This window comes from Streptomyces montanus (genome assembly GCF_005786655.1).
In the GTDB taxonomy this organism is placed as follows: Bacteria; Actinomycetota; Actinomycetes; order Streptomycetales; family Streptomycetaceae; genus Streptomyces; species Streptomyces sporangiiformans.
This window is the reverse complement of the sequence record NZ_VBZC01000040.1, coordinates 68,314-91,487: the sequence shown is the minus strand read 5'-3', so window position 1 is coordinate 91,487 and position 23,174 is coordinate 68,314. Positions and strand designations below refer to the sequence as shown.

24 protein-coding genes and 1 pseudogene are annotated in these 23,174 nt (G+C 69.7%); 12 read left to right on the top strand and 13 right to left on the bottom strand.

The genetic code is table 11. The features are described from left to right. Together FE633_RS30820 and FE633_RS30815 are read right to left on the bottom strand one after the other, a co-directional pair. Positions 1 to 1,365: DEAD/DEAH box helicase (locus FE633_RS30820; protein ID WP_138048459.1), on the bottom strand; the 1,365-nt coding region annotated here is incomplete at its 3' end. Further along, a complete protein-coding gene (locus tag FE633_RS30815) occupies positions 1,362 to 2,237 on the bottom strand; it encodes a class I SAM-dependent methyltransferase (RefSeq protein WP_138048458.1) in 876 nt (291 codons plus the stop codon). The genes FE633_RS30815 and FE633_RS30820, both read right to left, overlap by 4 nt. Positions 2,238 to 2,583: 346 nt before the next feature. Here FE633_RS30815 and rpsA point away from each other — a divergent pair, with 346 nt between their 5' ends. From rpsA to FE633_RS30795, 4 genes are all read left to right on the top strand, one after another. Further along, positions 2,584 to 4,086 carry a 30S ribosomal protein S1 gene (rpsA, locus tag FE633_RS30810; RefSeq protein ID WP_138048457.1) on the top strand — a complete coding sequence of 501 codons (1,503 nt, stop codon included), beginning with the start codon at positions 2,584 to 2,586 and terminating at the stop codon, positions 4,084 to 4,086. Between the two features lie 227 nt (positions 4,087 to 4,313). Next, positions 4,314 to 5,252 carry a PAC2 family protein gene (locus FE633_RS30805; RefSeq protein ID WP_138048456.1) on the top strand — a complete coding sequence of 313 codons (939 nt, stop codon included), beginning with the start codon at positions 4,314 to 4,316 and terminating at the stop codon, positions 5,250 to 5,252. A 68-nt stretch (positions 5,253 to 5,320) separates the two neighbouring features. Beyond that, positions 5,321 to 5,935, top strand: coding sequence for a dephospho-CoA kinase (gene coaE, locus FE633_RS30800; protein WP_138048455.1), 615 nt, complete (start codon positions 5,321 to 5,323; stop codon positions 5,933 to 5,935). A gap of 50 nt (positions 5,936 to 5,985) precedes the next feature. Further along, positions 5,986 to 6,366 carry a tetratricopeptide repeat protein gene (locus tag FE633_RS30795; protein WP_138048454.1) on the top strand — a complete coding sequence of 127 codons (381 nt, stop codon included), beginning with the start codon at positions 5,986 to 5,988 and terminating at the stop codon, positions 6,364 to 6,366. 48 nt (positions 6,367 to 6,414) lie between these two features. Here the strand turns inward: FE633_RS30795 and FE633_RS30790 are convergent, their stop codons facing one another. Continuing rightward, a complete protein-coding gene (locus tag FE633_RS30790) occupies positions 6,415 to 6,678 on the bottom strand; it encodes a DUF6343 family protein (protein WP_138048453.1) in 264 nt (87 codons plus the stop codon). A gap of 79 nt (positions 6,679 to 6,757) precedes the next feature. Here FE633_RS30790 and FE633_RS30785 point away from each other — a divergent pair, with 79 nt between their 5' ends. From FE633_RS30785 to FE633_RS30775, 3 genes are all read left to right on the top strand, one after another. Continuing rightward, positions 6,758 to 7,828, top strand: a complete 1,071-nt coding sequence (locus FE633_RS30785; protein ID WP_138048452.1) for an acyltransferase domain-containing protein — start codon at positions 6,758 to 6,760, stop codon at positions 7,826 to 7,828. A gap of 74 nt (positions 7,829 to 7,902) precedes the next feature. Further along, positions 7,903 to 8,625 (top strand): class I SAM-dependent methyltransferase, encoded by a 723-nt coding sequence (locus tag FE633_RS30780; RefSeq protein WP_138048465.1) that lies wholly within the window; start codon positions 7,903 to 7,905, stop codon positions 8,623 to 8,625. Between the two features lie 136 nt (positions 8,626 to 8,761). Continuing rightward, complete coding sequence (locus FE633_RS30775) at positions 8,762 to 9,250, top strand: DoxX family protein (protein ID WP_138048451.1); 489 nt, start codon at positions 8,762 to 8,764, stop codon at positions 9,248 to 9,250. 130 nt (positions 9,251 to 9,380) lie between these two features. On the opposite strand, the gene FE633_RS30770 is transcribed toward FE633_RS30775, so the two are convergent. Both FE633_RS30770 and FE633_RS30765 read right to left on the bottom strand, forming a co-directional pair. Further along, positions 9,381 to 9,923 carry an RNA-binding S4 domain-containing protein gene (locus FE633_RS30770; RefSeq protein ID WP_138048450.1) on the bottom strand — a complete coding sequence of 181 codons (543 nt, stop codon included), beginning with the start codon at positions 9,921 to 9,923 and terminating at the stop codon, positions 9,381 to 9,383. Positions 9,924 to 10,045: 122 nt separating this feature from the next. Then, on the bottom strand, positions 10,046 to 11,782 hold the full coding sequence (locus FE633_RS30765; RefSeq protein ID WP_138048449.1) for a TlrC/CarA/OleB/SrmB family ABC-F type ribosomal protection protein: 1,737 nt from the start codon (positions 11,780 to 11,782) through the stop codon (positions 10,046 to 10,048). 236 nt (positions 11,783 to 12,018) lie between these two features. Between FE633_RS30765 and FE633_RS30760 the strand changes: the two genes are divergently transcribed. Together FE633_RS30760 and pip are read left to right on the top strand one after the other, a co-directional pair. After that, complete coding sequence (locus FE633_RS30760) at positions 12,019 to 12,741, top strand: uracil-DNA glycosylase (protein ID WP_138048448.1); 723 nt, start codon at positions 12,019 to 12,021, stop codon at positions 12,739 to 12,741. Between the two features lie 9 nt (positions 12,742 to 12,750). Beyond that, entirely contained in the window at positions 12,751 to 13,716 is a 966-nt protein-coding gene (pip, locus tag FE633_RS30755) for a prolyl aminopeptidase (protein ID WP_138048447.1), read from the top strand. A 34-nt stretch (positions 13,717 to 13,750) separates the two neighbouring features. Here pip and FE633_RS30750 read toward each other — a convergent pair whose 3' ends face one another. Beyond that, positions 13,751 to 14,476 (bottom strand): GntR family transcriptional regulator, encoded by a 726-nt coding sequence (locus tag FE633_RS30750; protein WP_138048446.1) that lies wholly within the window; start codon positions 14,474 to 14,476, stop codon positions 13,751 to 13,753. A gap of 193 nt (positions 14,477 to 14,669) precedes the next feature. Between FE633_RS30750 and FE633_RS30745 the strand changes: the two genes are divergently transcribed. Then, positions 14,670 to 16,187: an NCS1 family nucleobase:cation symporter-1 gene (locus FE633_RS30745; protein WP_138048445.1), complete on the top strand. Its 1,518-nt coding sequence runs from the start codon at positions 14,670 to 14,672 to the stop codon at positions 16,185 to 16,187. 2 nt (positions 16,188 to 16,189) lie between these two features. Beyond that, positions 16,190 to 16,927 (top strand): aspartate/glutamate racemase family protein, encoded by a 738-nt coding sequence (locus FE633_RS30740; protein ID WP_138048444.1) that lies wholly within the window; start codon positions 16,190 to 16,192, stop codon positions 16,925 to 16,927. 7 nt (positions 16,928 to 16,934) lie between these two features. On the opposite strand, the gene FE633_RS30735 is transcribed toward FE633_RS30740, so the two are convergent. From FE633_RS30735 to FE633_RS30715, 5 genes are all read right to left on the bottom strand, one after another. After that, positions 16,935 to 17,552, bottom strand: coding sequence for a gamma carbonic anhydrase family protein (locus FE633_RS30735; RefSeq protein WP_138048443.1), 618 nt, complete (start codon positions 17,550 to 17,552; stop codon positions 16,935 to 16,937). A gap of 9 nt (positions 17,553 to 17,561) precedes the next feature. Continuing rightward, the gene (locus tag FE633_RS30730; protein WP_138048442.1) at positions 17,562 to 17,978 is read right to left on the bottom strand and encodes a RidA family protein; all 417 of its coding nucleotides are present in this window, start codon (positions 17,976 to 17,978) and stop codon (positions 17,562 to 17,564) included. A 166-nt stretch (positions 17,979 to 18,144) separates the two neighbouring features. Next, positions 18,145 to 19,002 carry a proteasome subunit beta gene (prcB, locus tag FE633_RS30725; protein ID WP_171060181.1) on the bottom strand — a complete coding sequence of 286 codons (858 nt, stop codon included), beginning with the start codon at positions 19,000 to 19,002 and terminating at the stop codon, positions 18,145 to 18,147. Between the two features lie 129 nt (positions 19,003 to 19,131). After that, complete coding sequence (locus tag FE633_RS30720) at positions 19,132 to 19,563, bottom strand: pyrophosphohydrolase domain-containing protein (RefSeq protein WP_138048440.1); 432 nt, start codon at positions 19,561 to 19,563, stop codon at positions 19,132 to 19,134. A gap of 105 nt (positions 19,564 to 19,668) precedes the next feature. After that, the gene (locus FE633_RS30715) at positions 19,669 to 20,196 is read right to left on the bottom strand and encodes a P-loop nucleotide/nucleoside kinase family protein (protein WP_138048439.1); all 528 of its coding nucleotides are present in this window, start codon (positions 20,194 to 20,196) and stop codon (positions 19,669 to 19,671) included. 343 nt (positions 20,197 to 20,539) lie between these two features. On the opposite strand from FE633_RS30715, the gene FE633_RS30705 reads away from it, so the two are divergent. Next, positions 20,540 to 20,980 carry a hypothetical protein gene (locus FE633_RS30705; RefSeq protein ID WP_138048438.1) on the top strand — a complete coding sequence of 147 codons (441 nt, stop codon included), beginning with the start codon at positions 20,540 to 20,542 and terminating at the stop codon, positions 20,978 to 20,980. A 10-nt stretch (positions 20,981 to 20,990) separates the two neighbouring features. Here FE633_RS30705 and FE633_RS30700 read toward each other — a convergent pair whose 3' ends face one another. Beyond that, positions 20,991 to 22,649 carry a glycine/sarcosine N-methyltransferase gene (locus FE633_RS30700; RefSeq protein ID WP_138048437.1) on the bottom strand — a complete coding sequence of 553 codons (1,659 nt, stop codon included), beginning with the start codon at positions 22,647 to 22,649 and terminating at the stop codon, positions 20,991 to 20,993. Between the two features lie 344 nt (positions 22,650 to 22,993). Next, positions 22,994 to 23,075 (bottom strand): annotated as a pseudogene (locus FE633_RS48760) (cobalt-precorrin-6A reductase); the annotation flags it as partial. Positions 23,076 to 23,174 lie beyond the last annotated feature (99 nt).

Genomic DNA, 23,174 nt, shown 5'->3' with positions numbered 1-23,174 from the left:
GGGGCCCACCGCGGGCGCCGCGTCCAGCAGGGCCCGGGCGAGCCGCGGATGCAGCCCCAGCCGGGCCATGCGCGCGCCCCGCTCGGTGGCCCGCCCCGCGGAGTCGACCGCCCCGATGGAACGCAACACGGCCCGCGCCGCCGCCATCGCCCCACCCGGCGGTGGATCCAGCAACGCGAGCCCGGACGCCTCCGGATCGCCCCAGCACGCCGTCTGCAGGGCGAACGCCGTCAGGTCGGCCACCTTGATCTCCGGCGCGGGGAAACGCGGCAGACGGGCATCCTCCGCCTCCGCCCAGCACCGGTACACGCTCCCCGGCGCCTCACGCCCGGCCCGCCCCGCACGCTGGCGTCCGGCCGCCTGCGACGCCCGTACGGTCGTCAGCGCGCTCAGCCCGCGCGCATGATCGACGCGCGGCTCCCGGGCGAGCCCCGAGTCCACGACGACCCGTACGCCGGGCACGGTGAGGGAGGACTCGGCCACGGATGTCGTGAGCACGACCCGGCGCCGTGCACCGGGGGAGAGCACCGCGTCCTGCACGGCAGCGGGCGCCCTCCCGTGCACCTGGAGTACCTCGACACCGGCCGTGTCCCCCAACTGCCCGGCGACACGGGCGATCTCCCCGACGCCGGGCAGAAAGCACAGCACGTCCCCCTCACGCTCGGCCAGCGCCCGCCGCACCACCGACGCCACATGCGTCAGCAGCGCCGGATCCACCCGCATCCCGTGCGGCGGCCGCACCGGCCGCGCTGGCGGCGCCCACACCACCTCGACCGGGTGGGAGGCATCCTGTGACGCGATCACGGGGGCATCGCCCAGCAGTCGCGCCCACCCCTGCGCGTCCGTCGTCGCGGAGGCGGCCACCAGCCGCAGTTCGGGGCGGAGGGCGGCCCGTACGTCGCACAGGAAGGCCGCGACCGTATCGGCGTCCAGATGCCGCTCATGGCACTCGTCGAGGACCACCACATCGACACCGGCCAACTCCTGATCCCGTTGCAGCCGCTGCAACAGGACGCCGGTCGTCACGACCTCCACGCGCGCGTGGCGCCCCACGACACGCTCTCCACGCACCGTGTAGCCCACGCGCCCGCCGACTTTCTCGCCCAGCAGCCACGCCATCCGCCGCGCGGCGGCACGGGCGGCGATCCGCCGCGGCTCGGCGACGACGACACGACGCCCCGGACGAGCCGCACCCGCATCCGCCCCCGGCTCCAGCAGCCCGGCCAGCTCCAGCGGCACCAGCGTCGTCTTGCCCGTCCCCGGCGGCGCACACAGGACCGCCGTGCCGTGCCCCTCCAGGGCTTCCCGCAGCGCGGGCACGGCGGAACGGACGGGCAGCCGGTCGAGGGCGTCGGTACGGATCACGCGTCCCGCTCGTCCCGCACGCACACGAAGATCGCCGTCCCCGGGATCAGATTCCCGCGCAGCGGCGACCAGCCGCCCCACTCCTGGCTGTTCCAGGAGGGCCACTCCGGCTCGACCAGGTCCACCAGCCGGAAGCCCGCCGTCACCACGTCCCGGACCCGGTCACCGAGCGTCCTGTGGTGCTCCACGTACACCGCGTGGCCCGCCTCGTCCTGCTCCACGTACGGCGTGCGGTCGAAGTAGGAGGCGGCCACGCTCAGCCCCTCGGGGCCCGGCTCGTCGGGAAAGGCCCAGCGGATCGGATGCGTGACGGAGAAGACGAACCGGCCGCCGGGGCGCAGTACGCGGCGCACCTCCCGCAGGACCGGCACCGGATCCGCCACGAACGGCAGCGCCCCGTACGCCGAGCAGGCCAGGTCGAACGTGCTGTCCCGGAAGGGCAGCGCCCCGGCGTCCGCCTCCACGAGAGCGATGCCCTCAGTGCCGATGCGCAGGGCGTGCTGGAGCTGCCGGTGCGAGAGGTCCAGAGCCACCGGACGGGCCCCCTGGGCGGCCAGCCAGCGCGAGCACTGGGCGGCCCCCGCACCGATCTCCAGGACGGCCTTGCCCTTCAGTTCCTCGGGCGGCCCCAGCAGCTCCGCCTCGGTCTCGTCGAGCCCCTCGGGCCCCCATACGAAGCGGTCGTCGCCGAGGAACGTGCCGTGCTCGACCTGATAGTCGTCCGCGTTCCGGTCCCACCAGCCACGATTGGCGCGGGAACTCTCCGTGGCCCCTGCCGTGCGCCGGGTCGCCTCGGGCTCGAAGGGTTCAGGCTCTTGGATGATCGGCTCCCTCGTCGTACTCTTCCGTCCAGCCCGTCCCGGTAGTGACACGGAAGGGGCCTGTCAGGTCTGCGTGACTTCCATGCGGTGCCTGATGTGCGGCTGCCGCCGCATGGCGTCTTGTGCCGGGTATGCGACATTCCGCCCTGGGTGTGCGCGTTCGCGCATTGACCCTGTCCGGCCACCCCCGTATGCTACAAGTTGCGCTGCGGGCCTGCGCTCCTCAGACGTAGCAGGCTGCGCTCGCATCTGTATGTATGTCCCCTCGGTTGTCGAGGCGCCATCCGGTCATCGGAATTCGGCGCTTCCTAGGCTGTCCGGCTTCTGCAGAGCGATAACGGGCTCCCGGCGTAAGCAGTACCTACGACTCACTGTCCGTACCGGAGCCCTTTCCCACATGACGAGCAGCACCGAGACCACCGCCACCACCCCGCAGGTAGCGGTCAACGACATCGGTAACGAGGAAGCCTTCCTCGCCGCGATCGACGAGACGATCAAGTACTTCAACGACGGCGACATCGTCGACGGCGTCATCGTGAAGGTCGACCGGGACGAGGTCCTGCTCGACATTGGTTACAAGACCGAAGGTGTCATCCCGAGCCGCGAGCTCTCGATCAAGCACGACGTCGACCCGAACGAGGTCGTCGCCGTCGGTGACGAGATCGAGGCCCTTGTTCTCCAGAAGGAGGACAAGGAAGGCCGCCTGATCCTCTCGAAGAAGCGTGCCCAGTACGAGCGTGCCTGGGGCACCATCGAGAAGATCAAGGAAGAGGACGGCATCGTCACCGGTACCGTCATCGAGGTCGTCAAGGGTGGTCTCATCCTCGACATCGGCCTCCGTGGCTTCCTGCCGGCCTCCCTCGTGGAGATGCGCCGCGTCCGCGACCTCCAGCCCTACGTGGGCAAGGAGCTCGAGGCCAAGATCATCGAGCTGGACAAGAACCGCAACAACGTGGTCCTGTCCCGCCGTGCCTGGCTGGAGCAGACCCAGTCCGAGGTCCGCCAGACCTTCCTCACGACCCTCCAGAAGGGTCAGGTCCGTTCCGGTGTGGTCTCCTCGATCGTCAACTTCGGTGCCTTCGTGGACCTGGGTGGCGTCGACGGTCTGGTCCACGTCTCCGAGCTGTCCTGGAAGCACATCGACCACCCGTCCGAGGTCGTCGAGGTCGGCCAGGAGGTCACGGTCGAGGTCCTGGACGTCGACATGGACCGCGAGCGCGTCTCCCTGTCGCTGAAGGCGACGCAGGAAGACCCGTGGCAGCAGTTCGCCCGCACCCACCAGATCGGCCAGGTCGTGCCCGGCAAGGTCACGAAGCTGGTTCCGTTCGGTGCGTTCGTCCGCGTGGACGAGGGCATCGAGGGTCTGGTCCACATCTCCGAGCTGGCCGAGCGCCACGTGGAGATCCCGGAGCAGGTCGTCCAGGTCAACGACGAGATCTTCGTCAAGGTCATCGACATCGACCTCGAGCGTCGCCGGATCTCGCTGTCCCTGAAGCAGGCCAACGAGTCCTTCGGTGCCGACCCGGCCTCGGTGGAGTTCGACCCGACGCTGTACGGCATGGCCGCGTCGTACGACGACCAGGGCAACTACATCTACCCCGAGGGCTTCGACCCCGAGACCAACGACTGGCTCGAGGGTTACGAGAAGCAGCGCGAGGAGTGGGAGCGCCAGTACGCCGAGGCGCAGACGCGCTTCGAGCAGCACCAGGCGCAGGTCATCAAGTCCCGCGAGGCCGACGCGCAGGCCGAGGCCGAGGGCACGGCCACCCCGGGTGCGGCTCCGGCCGCCGCCGGTGGCGGCGGTTCGTACTCCTCGGAGTCGGACGACAACTCCGGCGCCCTGGCGTCGGACGAGGCGCTGGCAGCCCTCCGCGAGAAGCTGGCCGGCGGCCAGAGCTGATCGCTCGCCCTGGCTCCAACAGCAGGTAACGCTCCAGCAGGTAACTGGGCCCGCATCCCCTCGGGGGTGCGGGCCCCGTGCTTTGCCCCGCCGGCCCCTCCACGCGCGCGGTCTGCTCCCGGCGCAGCTGATGAAGGCCAGTAAGAGGGCCAGGAAGCGGTGTGAGCCGGGAATGCCCGCGTCCCAGAGCGCGTTGTGGAGTACGGACACGAGGAGGAGCGGTCACAGTGCTTGATCCGCAGGGTTTGTACGCATGGGAGCCGAAGGGCCTGGCCGTCGTCGACATGGCGCTGGCGCAGGAATCGGCGGGACTTGTCATGCTCTACCACTTCGACGGATACATCGACGCGGGCGAGACCGGCGACCAGATCGTCGACCGGCTCCTCGGCTCGCTGCCCCACCAGGTCGTCGCCCGCTTCGACCACGACCGGCTCGTGGACTACCGGGCCCGCCGCCCGCTGCTGACGTTCAAGCGCGACCGCTGGACCGACTACGAAGAGCCCACACTCGACGTCCGGCTCGTCCAGGACGCCACAGGCGCCCCCTTCCTGCTCCTCTCCGGACCCGAGCCGGACGTCGAGTGGGAGCGCTTCGCGGCAGCCGTCCAGCAGATCGTGGAGCGGCTCGGCGTCCGCCTGTCCGTGAACTTCCACGGCATCCCCATGGGTGTCCCGCACACCCGCCCCGTGGGCCTCACTCCGCACGGCAACCGCAATGAACTGGTGCCCGGCCACCGCAGCCCCTTCGACGAGGCCCAGGTGCCCGGCAGCGCCGAGGCGCTGGTCGAGTACCGCCTCATGGAGGCCGGACACGACGTCCTGGGCGTCGCCGCGCATGTCCCGCACTACATCGCCCGCTCCCCGTACCCGGACGCCGCGCTGACCGTCCTGGAGGCCATCACCGCCGCGACCGGCCTGGTCCTGCCCGGCATCGCGCACTCCCTGCGCACCGAGGCGCACCGCACCCAGACCGAGATCGACCGGCAGATCCAGGAGGGCGACGAGGAACTCGTCTCGCTCGTTCAGGGGCTTGAGCACCAGTACGACGCGGCCGCGGGCGCCGAGTCGCGGGGCAACATGCTCGCCGAGCCCGCGGACATCCCGTCGGCGGACGAGATCGGGCTCGAGTTCGAGCGCTTCCTGGCGGAGCGGGAAGGCGACGCGTAGCGGCCCCCCGGGCCGCCGGGGTTGCCCTGTCGGTGGCGTTGTCCGAGGCAGGTCCTAAGCTTTCGAGCATGCTGAAGGTGGGCCTGACCGGCGGGATCGGCGCCGGCAAGAGCGAGGTGTCGCGGCTGCTGGTGAAGCACGGTGCCGTGCTGATCGACGCCGACAAGATCGCGCGCGAGGTCGTCGAGCCGGGAACTCCCGGTCTCGCGGCGGTCGTCGAGGCCTTCGGGGAGGACGTGCTGGCCCCGGACGGCAGCCTGGACCGGCCGAAGCTCGGTTCCATCGTCTTCGCGGACGCGGAGAGGCGCGCGGTGCTGAACTCGATCGTGCACCCCCTCGTCGGCGCCCGTTCCGGCGAACTCGAAGCCGCCGCCGCGCAGGACTCCGTCGTCGTGCACGACGTCCCGCTGCTCGCCGAGAACGGCCTCGCGCCGCTGTACGACGTCGTCGTGGTCGTCGACGCCGCCCCGGAGACCCAGCTCGACCGTCTCGTACGGCTGCGGGGGATGACCGAGGAGGAGGCCCGCGCCCGTATGGCCGCCCAGGCCACCCGCGAGAAGCGCCTCGCAACGGCGGACATCGTCATCGACAACGACGTACCGCTGGAGACACTGGAGGGGCGTGTACGAGAGGTGTGGGCGGAGCTGGTGAGGCGGGCGCAGGAGCAGACCCCCTTGGAATAGCGGGCCCCGACCGGGGCGTTGAACGGGGGCAGTGAGGGAAGGACTCAGGGGTGCCCGAGATCAGCGGTTCGACCGGACCTACTCCGGAGACACATGTCATCGACTTCCGCGCCGCCGAGCAGCTGCTGGCCGCGCGTGATCCGCAGGGCGCGGTGAAGCTGCTCGACGGAGTCATCGCCGCGCACCCGGAGAACACGGCGGCGCGGCTGCTGCGTGCGCGTGCCTTCTTCGCGGCCGCCCAACTGCGGCCCGCCGAACTGGAGTTCACGATCGTGCTGGAGCGCGAGCCGGACAACGCGTTCGCGCATTTCGCGCTGGCCCGCACCTATGAGCGCTCGGGCCGCCCCCATCAGGCCATCCGCCACTTCCGGCTCGCCGCGGCGCTGGACCCGCAGCCGGAGTATCTGGCCGCGGCGCGGTTCGACTCCTGACTCCTGAGGTCTTTCCGGGGGCCGGTGATGGCCGGAGGGAGTGCGTGGCTAGGGCCTGGGTTCGGGCGGCCGGTACGGCGGGACATCGGGTCCCGGCTGGTAGTGAGGTCCCTGGCGGATGTGCCGGAGGATCACCGCCAGATCGATCGTGATGATCAGCCACAGGACCCCGAAGGCGGCTGCCCATCCGGGCCGGCCGACCAGGGCGAACGCCACGGTCCCCGCGATCGCCCAGACCAGACCCCACAGACTGAGCCAGAGGCGCGCGCGCAGCGCACTGCGTGCGGTCGCGGGTTCACTGCCGGTACGCATCGGGCTCACTCCTCCTACTCGAAAACGTACTCTTCGTGGTGCACGGTCACCAAAAAGCGGACGAACGGGGGAGCGGGCTGTGCTGCTGGAGGCGTTGCGGGCGGACAAGAGGCTCGCCGAGTGGCTGAGGGACCTGGAGAGGGAGGGCGACCCGCCGCCGGCGACCGGCCGGGGGGATCCCCATCCGGCTTCGCTCGCGGATGCCGTCCTTCCAGATGTGCCCCCTCCGGATGTGGCCCTTCCGGATGTGGTCCTTCCGGATGCGGCCGAGTTGCCGGACATACTCCTCGACCTGACCGTGCCGCACGAGTTCATCAATGAACTCGTCGCGCTGCGCGGTGCGTTGGCGGCGGATCCGGAGGCGATGAGGCTGCTGCGGCGGTGCGTCGGCCGGTTCGTACGCGACATGGGGGAGATCGGCAAGGGATGGGAACCGCCGGCGTTTCCCGAGTCCACGGGACCTCTCGGCCGTAATTTCCACGCGTTCGTCTTCGTCGCCGCGCTGCCGTACGTGCGCGCGTACCACCGGGCCCGGGGCATCCCGGAGGCGGTCTCCCGGCGTACCTTCGCGGATCTGGGCCGGCACATGGCCGTGCACCGGAGGCGTTTCGGCACCTGCGGACTCTTCGTCCCGTGGTGGCTCGCCCTGCATTTCCACGGGGAGCTGTACCAGCTGGGGCGGCTGCAGTTCCAGCGTGCGCGGCTCGGTGGGCGCACCGGACGGGCGGCCGCGGCCACGGGCCTCGAGACCGGACCGGGCGACCTCTGTCTGAGCCTGCACATCGCCGACTTCCGCGGGCCCCTGTCGCCGGAGGCCTGCGACCACTCACTGCGCTTGGCACGGGAGTTCTTCGCCCGGCACTATCCGGACGAGCGGTACACGGTGGCGGTCTGCCACTCCTGGCTGCTCGACCCGCAGTTGAAGCGGTACCTGCCGACGGACTCCAACATCGTCCGCTTCCAGGAGCGGTTTCAGGTCGCGTACCAGGAGACGCAAGCGGACGACAAGAGCCCTCTGGGCTTCGTCTTCGGCGATACGGAACTGCCGGTGGAGGGGCTGCCGAGGCATACCGGTGTGCAGCGGGCCGTCGGGGACCACCTGCGGGCAGGCGGTCACTGGTACGGCGGTCATGGCTGGTTCGCGTGGTAACTCGAACGGGTGATACGGCGGGGAGGGGGAACGGGGCGTCGGGCACGGGCCGTTGGACGGGTATGACGATCGAGATGCGTGAGGGATACGAGGGGACCGGGCCCGGAGCGATCACACCGGACGGCTGCGCGGTGGAGCTGTACTCGCGCCTGCCCCTGTGGGGCGAGCCGGACATCATCACCGCGGCCGTGCCCGCGGGCGCGCACATCCTCGAACTGGGCTGCGGTGTGGGGCGGATGACGCATCCGCTGCAGGAGCGGGGGTTCACGGTCACGGCCGTGGACGAGTCGGCCGAGATGCTGGAGCGGGTGCGTGGCGCGCGCACGATATGCGGCCCCATCGAGTCGCTCGACCTGGGAGAGAAGTTCGACGTGGTGATGCTCGCGTCGTTCTTGGTGCACAGCGGCGATGTCGAGGTGCGACGCGGGATGCTGGATGTGTGCCGGCGCCATGTCGCGGACGACGGGTGCGTGCTGATTCAGCGCGAAGGGGAGGACTACCACACGAATCTGCCGCGCGAGCGAAGCGTGACGGCGGTATCCCCGGCCGACGGCTCGGGGCGGGGCGATCCGAGCGCGTTCACGATCCGGATGCTGTCCTCGGAGCCGGTCGGGGACGGGGTGAACTCGGTGCGTGCGGAGTATGTCTTCCCGGACGCGACGTGGACCCAGACGTTCCTTGCCCGACCGCTCACGAAGGAGCAGTTCGAGGGGGCGCTGGCGGAGGCGGGACTGAAGGTCGACCGGTATCTGACGGAGGACGAGGTATGGGTGCGGGCAGTCCCTGTGGGGGCGTGAGGTTGGTTCTCGCCGTTCGGCACTGAAGCCTGTGTGGCGTGTGGCGTGTGGTTTGTGGCGCGGGCGATGAGTTTCGGGCGTCGGGTCGGTCTGCCTTTGTGACAGCAACACGAACCGCTTCACACGGGAGATTCTCATGTCCGACAGCACCGCTTCCGTCAGCTCGGCCGCCTCTGCCGCGGCCGTCGCCCCCGCGACCTCCGGCACCGGCATTGTCATCGCCGAGTCCGCGACGGCTCGTGGCCGCCGTGCCCGGATCGCGCTGCGCGCCCTGCAGGTGGTGCTCGCGCTGTTCTACGGCCTCGCGAGCGCGCTGCCCAAGCTGATCGCCCACCCGTCGGCGGTCGAGCCCTTCGAAAAGATCGGCTGGGGCAGCGCGGGCATGTACAGCATCGGAGTGCTTGAACTGCTGGGCGCTGTCGCGCTGTTGATCCCCGTGCTGTCGTCCGTGGCGGCGGTGTCGTTGAGCGCGCTGATGGTGGGGGCGTTCATCACGCAGGTCGTCGTCTTCGACGGGCAGTACGCGGCGACTCCGCTGATCCTGATCGTCCCGCTCTCCCTGATCGCCTGGGCCAGGCGGGGGCACAACGCCGAACTGCTGCGGCTCATACGACGGCGGTCGTAAGCACATGGGCCGACGACCGGCGTGAGCACGTGGGTCGGTTGAGCTTGCGAGGGACGCTTTCGGTGGGGCGAGCACGCGGGCTGTGCCGGATGGTGGCATCCGGCACAGCCCGCGTGCTCGACCGCTGCGGTCAAGGCGTACCGGGGCCAGGTCCCGCGCCGGAGGGGCCGGGTCCCGCGAGGCCGCGCAGCCGTTCCATTTCGCGGCGGTCGCGTTTCGTGGGGCGGCCTGTGCCGCGGTCGCGGATGCCCGCGGGGGCGACGGCTTCGCGAGGCGGGGGTGGTGGGCTGTTGTCGATGTAGCACTCGGCGGCGACCGGGGCTCCCACCCGCTTGCGGATCAGGCGCTTCACGACGACGATCCGTTCGCGGCCGCCGTGGCGCAGCCGCACCTCGTCGCCGACACGGACCGCGTGTGCGGGCTTGACACGCTCACCGTTCACACGGACATGGCCGCCGCGGCAGGCGGTGGCGCCCATCGAGCGAGTCTTGACGAGACGAACGGACCAGATCCAGCTGTCGACGCGAACGGTCTCACCGTTCGCGGGTGCGGCAGCCTTCGCGGCGGCCACCGCCTCCTCGGAGCCGCCCGCGTCCACGGAGCCGCTCGCGCCGATGGAGCCGGTGTCGGCGGCGGAGGCCTTCGCCCCGTTCCCCTGAGTCCCTGAAGCCATGCTTCGACCTTAGCCCTCGGGGAGCGGGCAGCCGGAACCCTTTTCGGTCCCGGCTCCCGGCTTCCGCTCCCAGCGCCCGCTGCCGGCTTCCGCCCTTCTCTGAACGGGCGGCGGCCGAGCGTTCACCGCTCGCCGGACACGGCACCCTCGCGCAGTTCCAGCCGGGAGCCGGTGAACCGCGTCCGCATCCGACGGTCGTGGGTGACCAGCACCAGCGCGCCCGCGTAGCCGGCAAGCGCCGCCTCCAGCTCCTCCACGAGTGCCGGCGAGAGGTGGTTGGTGGGCTCGTCCAGCAGAAGCAGGTCCACCGGTTCACTGACCAGCCGGGCCAGCTCGATGCGGCGGCGCTGTCCGTACGACAGTTCCCCGACGCGCAGCCGCAGCGCCTCCGGCTCGAACAGGCCGAGCGACAGGAGCCGGTCGGCGTGCTCGTCCCGGTCGCCGGGGCGGCCGTGGGTGAACGCCTCCAGCACGGTCAGTCCCGGCGGCCACGGTGTCTCCTCCTGCCGCAGGTGGCCCACACGCCCGGGAACACTTACCGTGCCCGCGTCCGGCCGCAGTTCCCCGGCCAGGACCCGCAGCAGGGTGCTCTTGCCCGCCCCGTTGGGACCGGTGACCAGCAGCCGCTCGGCCGGGCCGAGCCGTAGCTCCGGCACATGCAGCCGGCCTTCCACCATGACCCCGTCGAGCTGTGCGGCCGGCGCCACGCCCGGCCCGGCGGGCCCCTCGTGCCCGCTCGCCGTGGCGATACGGGCCGTGAAGGACAGCGGGTCGGGCGGCGGCGTGACCGGATTCGCGGTGAGCCGCTCCACCCGCTCCTTGGCGTTGCGGATACGGCTCATCGCGCCGTGCGCACGCCCGCGCATCCGGAACCCGCCGTGACCGAAACAGGCCTTCGGCATCTTGCGCGGGATACCGTCCAGGCGAGCCACGCCTGCCTCGGCCAGCCGACGGCTGCGGTCGAGCTCCGCATGCCACTCGTCGTACTGCTGCTGGCGCCGTCGGCGTTCGGCGGCCTTGGCGGCGCGGTATCCGGCGTAGCCGTTGCCGTGGCGGGAGACGCGACCGCCGTCGACCTCCAGGACCGTGGTGGTGATCCGCTCCAGGAACACCCGGTCGTGGGTGACCGCGACGACGGTGCCGCGATGGGCCCGCAGATGCTCCTCCAGCCAGCACACGGCCCGGTCGTCCAGGTCGTTGGTCGGCTCGTCGAGCAGCAGCAACTCCGGCCGGGACGCCAGCGTCGCGGCCAGCGCCAGCCGTGACCGCTCGCCGCCGGAGAGCGTCCCCAGCCGCCGGCGCCGCTCCAGCCCCGGCAGACCGAGCCCGTGCAGCGCGGCATCCACGCGAGCGTCGGCCCCGTACCCGTCGCGGGCCTCGTACTGCTCGGTCAGCCGCGCGTACGCGGCGAGGGCATCCTCCAACTCCGCGTCCGAGGTCGCTTCGGCCAGCGCGACCTCGGTCCGCCGCAGTGCCGCCTCGAGCGCACGCAGCTCCGCCAGCGCCAGATCGACGGCGTCCTGGACGGTGGACTCCGCCGGCAGGCCGAGCGTCTGGGCGAGGTACCCGACCCCGCCGGGCGCGGCCACGGTCACCTCACCCACGTCGGGCCGCTCCTCGCGGGCGAGGAGCCGGAGCAGCGTGGACTTCCCGGCCCCGTTGTCACCGACGACGCCGGCCTTATCACCGGGGGCCAGGCTGAAGGAAACCTGGTCGAGCACGGTGCGGTCGCCATATCGCTTGGTGACACCGTGCAAGGAAAGCTGGGAGGAGTGGGAGGAGTGGGAGGAGTGGGAGGAGTGGAAGGAGTGGGAGGAGTGTTCGGAATGGATGGAATGCGAGGAAGGTAACGCACGCATGTGAAAGCCCCTGTTCTCGGCCATGCCGACAGAACGGTTCGTGAGGACGAGTGAGTGCCACGACGGCGGAGCAGAGCTCTACGCGGTCGGGCGCGGGGCTGTCACAGAGTTCCCATGCGGATCACCGTACGTGAGCACCCGTCACCGGGCTACTCACTTTTCCGCCGATCACACCGCTCTGTGGCTGAAGTGTTCCCTACGGTCATTCTTTTCTGTCATTCCTTACGGTGGAGGGTATGGACCGGGGCCTGGCCGAGCTGGATGAGCGCATCGCAGGGTGTCGGGCCTGCCCGCGGCTGGTCAGCTGGCGCGAGGAGGTGGCCCGGACCAAGCGTGCCGCCTTCGCCGACTGGACGTACTGGGGCCGGCCGGTGCCCGGCTTCGGGCCGCCGGACGCCTCGCTGCTCGTCGTCGGGCTCGCGCCCGCGGCGCACGGCGGAAACCGGACCGGGCGGATGTTCACGGGCGATCGGTCCGGGGACGTGCTGTACGCGGCGCTGCACGACGTGGGGCTGGCGTCGCGCCCGACGTCCGTGAGCGTGGACGACGGGCTGACGCTGTACGGCGTGCGCGTCACCTCGCCCGTGCACTGCGCGCCGCCCGCCAACAAGCCGACCCCGAAGGAACGCGACACCTGCCGCCCCTGGCTGGTGACCGAGCTGAGGCTGCTCAAGCCCACCCTCCGGGCGGTCGTCGTGCTCGGGGCCTTCGGGTGGCAGGCCGCGCTGCCCGCGTTCGCCGAGGCGGGCTGGACCGTGCCCCGGCCCCGGCCGGCCTTCTCCCACGGCGCGCGGGTCGGGCTGGAGAGCCCGGGGGACAGGCCCGTGGAGCTCTTCGGATGCTTCCACGTCAGCCAGCGCAACACCTTCACCGGGCGACTCACGCCCGAGATGCTGCGGACCGTGCTGCGTACGGCCGCCGCGGCGGCAGGGCTTCCGACCAGCCCATACGCGGGCTAGGGTCGCCCGATGCCTCTGTACCCAGAGATCGAACCGTACGACCACGGCATGCTCGACGTCGGTGACGGCAACCACGTGTACTGGGAGGTGTGCGGCAATCCGCGCGGCAAGCCCGCGGTGATGCTGCACGGCGGGCCCGGCTCGGGCTGCAACCCCGGCTTCCGGCGCTACTTCGACCCGGCCGCGTACCGCATCGTCCTGCTGGACCAGCGCGGCTGCGGCCGCTCGACGCCGCACGCGAGCGCGTACGAGACGGACATGAGCGTCAACACGACGGCACACCTGATCGCGGACCTGGAGCGGCTGCGGGCCCATCTCGGTATCGGGCGATGGCTGGTGTGGGGTGTGTCGTGGGGCTCTGTGCTCGGGCTGCGGTACGCGCAGACGCATCCGGAAGCCGTGTCCGAGCTGGTGCTGACCGGTGTGGCCACCGCCGCCTCCCGCGAAGTGGCCTTGCTGACCCGGGGGTTGGGGAAGATCTTCCCCGAGGCCTTCGAGCGGTTCCTGGAGCTCGTCCCCGAGGACGAGCGCGACGGCAACCTCGCGGCGGCGTACAACCGGCTGATCGAATCGCCCGATCCCGACCTGCGGGCGAGGGCGGCACGCGGCTGGACCGACTGGGAGACGGCCTTCGCTCCCGCGCCGCCCCGTTCCATCCCGCGCTACGAGGACCCTGCGTTCCGCCTGTCCTTCGCGCGCACCGTCACCCACTACTTCGGCAACGACCACTTCCTCGGCGAGGGCAATGATCAGGGCGTCGTCCTCCGTGACGCCCCGCTCCTGAAGGACATCCCCGGCACACTCGTCCAGGGCAGCCTCGACTTCGGCAACCTCCTCGGCACCGTCTGGCACCTCCACCAGGCCTGGCCCGGGAGTCAGTTGGTCATGATCGACGACGTGGGGCACCACGCGGGAGCGGCGGGCGTTGTGGACGCGCTGGTCGCGGCGACGGACAAGTACGCGGCGGTCGGCTAGTGCCAAGCCCCGCCGGCGCCCTGCCCCGCCCTGCTTACTCGTGTCCCTCGAGACCGGCGTCGGCTCCAGCTTCGGCTCCGGCGTCGGCTCCAGTTTCGGCTCCAGGGTTGGCTTCGGTGTCGCCGAAGAGCTGGCGCACCGTCGACCGGTAGTTGGCCTGGACGTGCGTGAGGGCGTGGGCGCGGGCGCGTTCGGGGTCGCCGGAGGCGATGGCGGCGTACAGCTCGCGGTGCTCGACGAGGAGCCGGGGCCATTCCTCGTTCTGGTGGGTGAGCCAGCGCAACCGGCCGCCGACCGGCTCCATGACCGAGACGAGCAGGGTGTTGCCGGCCATCGCCAGGATGCGTTCGTGGACGCGCGTGTTGATCTCGGTGATCGTCTCCGCTTCCTGGGCTCGGGTCGCGATCGCCGCGCGGTCGAGCAGCTCCTCCAGTTCGGCGAGGTCGGCCCGTGTGGCACGCTGAGCGGCGAGACCGGCGGCGTACACCTCCAGGGCCTCGCGGAGCTCGAAGAGCTCCTTGACGTCAGTGGGGGTCAGTCGGCGTACGACCGTGCGGCGCGGTGTCGCGAAGACGACGAACCCCTCGGCGACCAGAGACCGGATCGCCTCGCGGACCGGGACCCGGGAAACCGCGAAGCGGTCGGCCAGCTCGCGTTCGACGAGCCGGTCGCCGGGCCGAAGCCGACCGGTGATGATCTCCTGACGCAGCGTGGCCAGCACCCGCTCACGCACCGCCCCCAGCGGTTCCACCGTTGTCATGAGTCCATCCTCGCCGAGCCAGGGGCCGTTTTACCCAGTCGTAACCCTACGGACATTGCCGGATGCCCTTGACGGGAGCAGTATGGCGCAAGTTTGGTATACCAAAGGCTTTCCAAGCCTGAGCCTGCCTCGTCCCCCATGTCCCCGCGTCCCCCACTCCCCGCCCTCCGCCCCCTCGCTCCATGGAGGCCTCGTGTCCCTCGCCGACCCGACAGCAGCCCCCGGCCGAACCGAGTTCGTCCCCGATCCCCGGCTCACCAACGAAGACCTCGCGCCCGCCGGCGAGCGCAAGTGGAAGGTCTTCGACCTCTTCGCCATGTGGATGTCCGACGTCCACAACCTCGGCAACTACACGTTCGCGGCGGGGCTGCTGGTCCTCGGCATGAACGTATGGCAGGTCTTCACGTCCCTGCTCGTCGGCTTCGTCCTGATCTACATAGGGATGAACTGGATGGGGAAGATCGGCCAGCGCCACGGCGTGCCCTTCCCCGTCGTCAGCCGCATCAGCTTCGGCGTCTGGGGTGCCAACATCCCCGCGCTGATCAGGGCCGTCATCGCCATCATGTGGTACGGCATCCAGACCTATCTGGCCTCCGTCGCCGTCAACGTCATGCTGCTCGCGGCCTGGCCCAGTCTGGAGTCCTGGACCCACAACTCCTTCCTCGGCCTCCACGGGCTGGGCTGGATGTCGTTCATCACGCTGTGGCTGGTCCAGGCGATGATCATCAGTCGGGGCATGGAATCCGTCAGGAAGTTCCAGGACTTCTGCGGTCCGGCCATCTGGATCGTCATGATCGCGCTCGCCATCTGGATCCTTGCCAAGGCCGGCTGGACCATCTCGCTCACCTCGACCCCGCACCCGGTCTCCACGGGGGAGCAGTGGCGGCAGTGGTTCGGAGCGATCGGTCTGATCCTCGCCACGTACGGCACGCTGATGCTCAACTTCTGCGACTTCTCGCGCTTCGCGCCCAGCTACAGGACCGTCAAGCGCGGCAACTTCTGGGGCCTGCCCATCAACTCGACCGCCTTCGTGGTCGTGTCGGTCATCGTCACGGCGGGCTCCATCGAGGTGTTCGGCAAGGCCATCACCGACCCGGCAAACCTCGTCGCCGAGATCGGCAACACCTGGGTGCTGGTGATCGGCGCGCTGACCTTCGCGATCGCCACCATGGGCGTCAACATCGTCGCCAACTTCGTCTCACCGGCGTACGACCTGGCGAACGTCTGGCCGCAGAAGATCACCTTCAAGGTCGGCGGCATGATCAGCACCGTGGCCGCGCTGGTCGTGACCCCGTGGAACCTCTTCTCCAACCCCACGGTCGTCAACTACTTCCTCGGCGGCCTCGGCGCCTTCCTCGGACCGCTGTTCGGTGTGATCATGCTCGACTACTTCTGGGTCAAGCGCGGCCGCATCGACGTCAACCAGCTCTTCAACGCCGAGCCGGGATCGCCGTACTACTACCGCAAGGGCGTCAACCCCAAGGCCCTGTGGGCGTTCCTGCCCTCGGCGGCGGTCTCCGCGGTGCTCGCGCTGGACAAGGACTTCAACGCGGTGGCCCCGTACTCGTGGTTCATCGGAACGGCGATGGCCGCCGGACTGTACATGGTGCTGTGCCGCTCCGAACGCGCCGCTGCCGAACCGGAGCCACTGGCCTCCGCCTCCGCCTCCGCCTCGGCCTCCGCCTCCGGCGAGAAACTGGCGGAGGGCTGAACGTGCGGATCGTCGTCACCAACTGCAACACGACGCAGGAGATGACCGAGGAGATCGTGCGAGGTGCCCGGGCCGCCGCAGGCCCGGGCACCACCGTGACCGGACTGACCCCGGCCTGGGGGCCCGAGTCCGTCGAGGGCTGGCTCGACAGCTACCTCTCCGCGGCGGCCGTCATCGACACGCTGCGCACATACGACGGCGCGTACGACGCCGTCGTCATGGCAGGGTTCGGCGAGCACGGGCGCGAGGGCGTACGGGAACTCGTGGACGTGCCCGTCGTCGACATCACCGAGGCCGCCGCCCATCTCGCGTGCCTGCTCGGGCGTCGCTACGGCGTCGTCACCACACTGGAGCGCTCGCGCGGCCAGATCGAGGACAGTCTGCACGCGGCGGGAGTCGCCCAGAACTGCGCCGTCGTCGTGGGCACGGGGCTGGGCGTCCTCGACCTGGGCGACACGCAACGCACGGAGGAGGCCTTCGTGGCCGCCGCCGTACAGGCGCGTGACGCCGGCGCGGAGGTGCTGGTGCTCGGCTGCGCCGGGATGACGGGGCTCCAGCGGCTGGTGGGGGACAAGGTGGGGCTGCCGGTCGTCGACGGGGTGGCCGCGGCCGTGAAACTCGCCGAGTCACTGGTCAGCCTGGGGCTGACGACGAGCCGGGCGGGCAGCTACGCGAAACCGCTGCCCAAGAGACGGACTTGGCGGCCGGGGGCAGGGCCAGGATCGGGGCCAGGGGTGTGATGACCTTCTACGGGGCGGTCGGCGGCCGCTCATCCAACGGCTGATCGTCGAGGTGGGCGCCGAAGTGGTCCGCCTGGCGGGCCATGATCTCCCGCATCGGCGTGCCGCGCGGGACACCGTAGACGGTTCCCGGAAAGTCCAACCCCCTTTGCACTTCCCAGAGTTCATCATGCCGGTCGGGTGCGAAGAGCTGTGCTTCCGGGGCCCCGGCGGCGACCCATCCGATGGGGACGACGGTGCCGGGCGGGAGTACGGAATTGACGTGGAGCACGCTGTTGATCCGCAGCTCCGAACCGGCGCCCGCGACGGCTCCGGGGAACGCCGAGGCGCCGGTGGCCACGAACACCTCGTCCCCGATACGGGCGCCGTTGATGTGGGCGTGCGGCCCGATGAGCACGGCGTCACCGATGATCGCGGGGTGCCGTGCCCGGCCCCGTACAAGCGCGTTCTCCATGACGACGACGTTCGCACCGACGCGTACCTCGCCGTCCTCGGCGGTGAGCACCGCACCGTGCAGCACGCGGGCGCCTTCGCCCAGGGTGACCGCGCCACAGAGGACGGCGCTCGGCGCGACGTAGGCGGAGGCGGGGACGACGGGGCGCCGCCCGCGGTGTTCGATCAGCATGGGGCGACCCTAGGCCTGACTGCCCGGTGCGGGCACGACGGCCGTCGCGGTGATCTCCACGAGCTGGCCCGTGTAGCCGAGGCAGGCCACACCGAGGAGTGTCGACGAGTGCGGGCCGGTGCTGAGACCGGAAGCCGCCACGACGTCCCAGACCTGGGAGAGCACGGTGGGCTCGCTCGTCACGACGTACACGTCGGTATACGCGACGTGCTCCAAGTCGCTCCCGATCGCGTGCAGTTGCTCGCAGAGGTTGGCCATGACCTGCTCGGCCTGCCGTACGGGGTCGCCCACGCCGACGATATTTCCGTCGGCGTCGAGCGGGACGGACCCGGCGAGAAACGCGAGGCGAGTGCCTGCCTCGACGACGGAGGCGTGAGAGTAGGTCGGGGGCGGAAAGAGGGTGGGGACGGTGACGCGGTGGAGCATGGGGCCTCCCGGGATCGGCGGGATATTCGGCAAGCGGCTGTGGCTTGCTGAGGAACAACCTGCCGATCGTGCGGGTGGCGGGGGTGGTCGCGCATCCGAATATCCGGGCGGCAACGCTCGGTCAGGGGGCTGCGAAGAGGTCAGCCACAAGGACTGCGCCGGTCGGTCAAAGGGCCGCGGCGGTCGGTCCGTCCGGCCGGCTCCGGCGCTGCTCGACCATTTCGCGGCTCAGCTCCTCCGTCTCCGACTCGGGCAGCCGCTCGAAGCCTTCCTCGGTGATGACCGACACGATGGGGAAGATCCGGCGACTGATGTCCGGACCGCCGGTGGCGGAGTCGTCGTCCGCCGCGTCGTAGAGAGCCTGGAGCGCGGCCAGTGCCGCCTCGCGTCGGGACATGCCCTCCCGGAACAGCTTCTTCAGCGCGCCCCGGGCATAGGGGGAGCCGGAGCCCTCGGCGTGGAAGCCGGGCTTCTCGTAAGGGCCTCCGGTGACGTCGAAACTGAAGATGCGTCCGTTCTCACCGTCGGGGGCCTTGTCGTCGTAGCCGACGAGCAGGGGCACCACGGCGAGGCCCTGCATGGCCTGGCCGAGGTTCTGCCGGATCATGCCGGCCAGCCGAGTCGCCTTCGCGTTGAGGGTCATCGGGATGCCCTCGATCTTCTCGAAGTGCGTCAGCTCGACCTGATAGAGCTTCACCATGTCCACCGCGAGCCCTACGGTGCCCGCGAAGGCCACCGCGGTGTAGTCGTCCGCGGGATGCACCTTCTCCAGGTCGCGCTGCGCGATGAGGTTCCCCATCGTGGCCCTGCGGTCACCGGCGATCATGACGCCGTCGCGGTAGGTGAGAGCCAGCACAGTGGTGCCGTGCGGAAACTGGTCGGGCGCGGCCCGCGCGCCCTCCGGGAGGATCCGCCGCGTACTCAGCATGTCCGGCCGGTGAGCGGTCAGAAACTCGGTGAAGGACGAACTGCCGGGGCTGAGGAATTCCTCGCCTAACCGGCCGCCGATCTCATTCCGTGCCACGTCACACTCCCCCTCAGTTGTATGCGCATGCATGTGCGCAACCGACTCCTACCATGAGCGAACAGAGGGGAAACGCGGCGGCCTCGGCGACCACGATTTCGGGGTTGTCACTGTGCGGGGCCGGCCCGATCAGCTGTCGAGGCGTTCGCGCACCGAAAGCGGCTCCCTCCCCTCCCAGCCCTGCCGCCGCAGAACCTCCGACACATCCGGTGCCCGATAGTGATCCCCTTTGAGGACCTTGCCGTCGGCCCGTCGGCTCACCCGCCCGTCGGGACCCAGCTTCGTCATATTGGCGCGGTGGATCTCGGCGATCACCGCGTCGAGGTCGATGCCGTGCACGAGCGCGGTGCCGTACGCGACGTAGACGACATCCGCCAACTCGTGCGCGAGCCTGTCGAGTGGGCCGGTGACGGACACTTCCGCCACTTCGGCGGCCTCCTCGGCCAGCAACTCCCCGCGGTGGGCGGCGAGTTCCGGCGAGACCTCCGTGGGCGTCGTACGAGCGTCGAGTCCGAAGGCAACGTGGAATTCACGGACGAGTCGGGCGGGAGAGAAGTGCATCGGGCGACTTTAACGAGGACATGCTTCAGCCGACGAGTGGGCGGAACTCCGGTGCCGACGAGCCGCCGGCACCGGAGTCCTTTGTTGTCGCGTGGCGGGCGGACCTCAACTCTTGACGGCCTCTGCGATCTGCAGGGCGGCCTGGGCGGGCGTGAGGTGCGTGGTGTCGACGACCTCGGCCTCGCCGTGCAGCCACGTGCGGGCCGCCTCGGCGTAGGGCTCGAGGTATTTGAGGCGGAACGGAGAGGGGCCAAGAACAGTGTCCTCCTCGATGCGCCCGCGGAGGGTGTCTTGGTCAGCGTGGAGGACGAAGTGCCTTACTGGGATGGCATGTTGGGCGAGACCCGTGCTGATCTCGCGCCAGTACTGCTCGACCAGGACAGTCATGGGCATCACCAGAGTGCCGCCGGTGTAGTCGAGTACGCGGCGGGCGGTCTCGACTACGAGCGGCCGCCACGGCGGCCAGTGCTGGAAGTTGTCCGTCCCGGGCCCGGGCAGCCCCGGCGTGATGTCCATGAGTGTCTCGCCGACCTTCTCGGCGTCGAACACCCGTGAATCCGGGATCAGCTGCTGCACGAGTGCACTGGTCGTCGTCTTGCCTGCGCCGTGGGTGCCGTTGAGCCATACGATCACGGGACCCGATGCTAGCGCTGTGCGAGCCGGGGGACGGCAGAACAAGACCGTCGAAAGACCCGAAGTGCGTCAGGCGCGCGGCCCGGCCTCCGGGTAGCGAACCGAGAACGACCCCGGCTTCTGGCCGCACCGCCCGGTCCGTGACGAACCCGACCTCCAGATCCAGGGTCATTGACGACTTTCCCCAGCCTCAGGAACACAGAGAGGCGACCGAAGCGGCTCGCACCGTTCTCCGCCGTGACCTCGGTTCCCTGGTCATCTCACCGGATGGTGACTCTGCGGCAGGCGAGGATCGGTGGGTCCGGCTAACGTAGATCTCCGGAACCGCGATGAAGGGGGCCCGATGGACGCGGAGTTGACGGCACTGGCGGCGGCGGGTGCGACAGCGCTGGTCCAGCAGATGGTGACCGACGGGTGGGGGAACGTACGGGATCGCGTCGTCGCCTTCTTCTCGCGGGGGAGGGACGAGGAGATCGTCGAGGGGGAGTTGGAGGAGTCGCGGGCGGAGCTGGTAGCCGCGCAGGACGCCGAGGACGAGGAGGCCGCGGCCGACGTACAGGCGTCGTGGCGCAGCCGGCTCAGGCGCACACTCCGCGACGATCCCGAGGCCGCCGCGGAACTCCGAGCACTGCTGGACGAGTTGGCGCCCCCGTCCGCGGCCCTCGCCCCAGGCACCGTCCACAACACCATCAGCGGTGGCGTAGTGAACGGCCCCGTGATCCAGGCGTACACGGTCACACGGTCGGGCGACGTGACGAGCGGAGAGTCGGGCCGCGGGGCGTAACGCCTCGCACCTAGGCGTTGTCGCGACCGAGCCTGAAATGGAAGATTCCCCAGGTGATGTGCTCGTTGCGGCCGCCGTCGACCCAGTGGCCGAGGCCCTTTTTCATCTGGGCCAGGTAGTCGTGGCTGACCTTCTTGGCCAGTCCTTCGGCCTCCTGGTGTCCGGTCTCCTCAAGCACGCGCGCGTAGTGGGTCACCAACTGCTCGCGGTGTTCCTCGAAGCCGCCGTCGACGGCGGTGAAGCCGAGTCGGGTCAGCTCGCGTGTGTAGAAGGCGGGGGAGCCCATGTCGTCCAGGTGAATGCGGTCGAGAATCGGCTGCAGGAGGCCAGGGGGGCAGCCGTCCGCCGCCATCGGGTCGGTGAAGATGAGACGGCCGCCCGGCCGCAGCACCCGGGCGATCTCCGTCAGCACCTGGACGCGGTTTCCGCTGTGCAGGAAAGCGTCCTGGGACCAGACGACGTCGACCGAGGCGTCCGGGTACGGGATGTCCTCGAAGGAGCCGTCCATGACCTCGATCCTGCCGGTGAGACCGCGGGCCGAGTTGAGCTCCTTGTGGCGCCGGTTCTCCACCTCGCTGAGGTTGAGGGCGAGGACCCGGCAGCCGTACGTGTCGGCCAGATACCGTGCCGAACCGCCGTAGCCCGAGCCGAGGTCGAGCACCACGGACTCCGGTGTCAGCTCCAGCTTCGAGGCCATCCGCTGGACGGTGCGGCGGCTGGCGTCCGCGATGGGCTCCCCATGGCGCTCGTAGAGGCCGATATGGATGTCCTCGCCGCCCCACACCGTGGCATAGAAGGTGTCGGCGTCAGACGAGTTGTAGTAACTGCGGGCGGTGCTGACCGCGCCGGTGTATCGCCCCTCCTTCTCGTCATCCATCCGGTATTCCTTCTCCGCCACATGCACGAAGAAGTCCGGCTGCTCGCCCCGGTAGGTGTGCTGGAAGTCGCCGTAGGTCTGGATGCGCTGGAAGCCTACGTCGGACATGAGCCGACGGGCGTATTCCTTCCGCAGCGGGAACATGTTGAGGTGATACACGGATTCGTCCGGGAAGCTGTACCGCATGCGGCACAAACCCTCGTCGACATACTCCGGCTCCACGGTGACGTCGTCACCACAGTAGTAATACGTGTGCTTGCTGGTGTACCCGTCGTCCAGAATCGCATCGTAATTGCGCTGGTCCAGAACGAGGATTCCGTCGTGCTTGAGCATCGCGTAGAACTCGGCCAGTGCCTTGCGCCGGTCGCGCTCCGAGAAGAGATGCGTGAAGGAGTTGCCGAGGCAGACGATGGCGTCGTACTCGCCGTGGACATCCCTGTTGAGCCAGCGCCAGTCCGCCTGGACGACGCGCAGGATATGGCCCCCCTGCTTGGTGCCGTTCTCGAAGGCCATCGCCAGCATTTCCGCGCTGCCGTCCGCACTTACTGTTTCGAATCCGGCCGACAGCAGTCGCACGGAGTGAAATCCGGTCCCCGTGGCGACGTCGAGCACGCTCTTCACGCCCCACTTGCGCAGCAGGTCGATGAAGAAATTCCCTTCGCTTTCTGCTCTCTTCTCCCAATCTATGAGTGAGTCCCATTTCTCGACGAAGCTGGGGACGTACTCCTCGGTGTAGTGCCCGGTTTCTCGTACCTCGACGGGGTTGTCGCCGAACTCTTGGGCCGGTTGCACGGTGGAGGAACCCTTCGGTTGTGGGGAATCACGCCCGGGCGCAGCAGCCTCGCACGGCTCAGGCTCCCGGCCTCAGGAGCCGTGCGGTCTGAGCGCATCGCTATCCAGGGTTCGAGAGTTCCATGCGTCCAAAGTTCGTATACAGATGCGGAGTTGACGCGAATCGCCGCCTTGGCCAGCGCCTTTCCGTTCTGAGATTCTTTGGGTGGTAGGAGTCCTGGATTTGCCCCATATCGGATGCCAAATGCCCACTGGGCAGTCGACGATATCCAGCCGGTCACTCGAGGAGCCGCCGCACCCGGGCGGCCGCCCCTGCCGGGTCCGCGACCGGTACGCCTCCGGGAGGGCAACGCCGCTGTCCTTCGTGGCCAGGACGTCGATGCGATGGCGGCGCAGCAGCTCCCGTTCGCCGCCGAGGGCGAAGGGCTCGAATACAACAGCGCGTCTCGCGGCGCGATTTCGCGTCATTCAGCCCAGGAACATGCTCCGAATTCCTCCCGGCTCAACCGGGAATACATCAAGGCG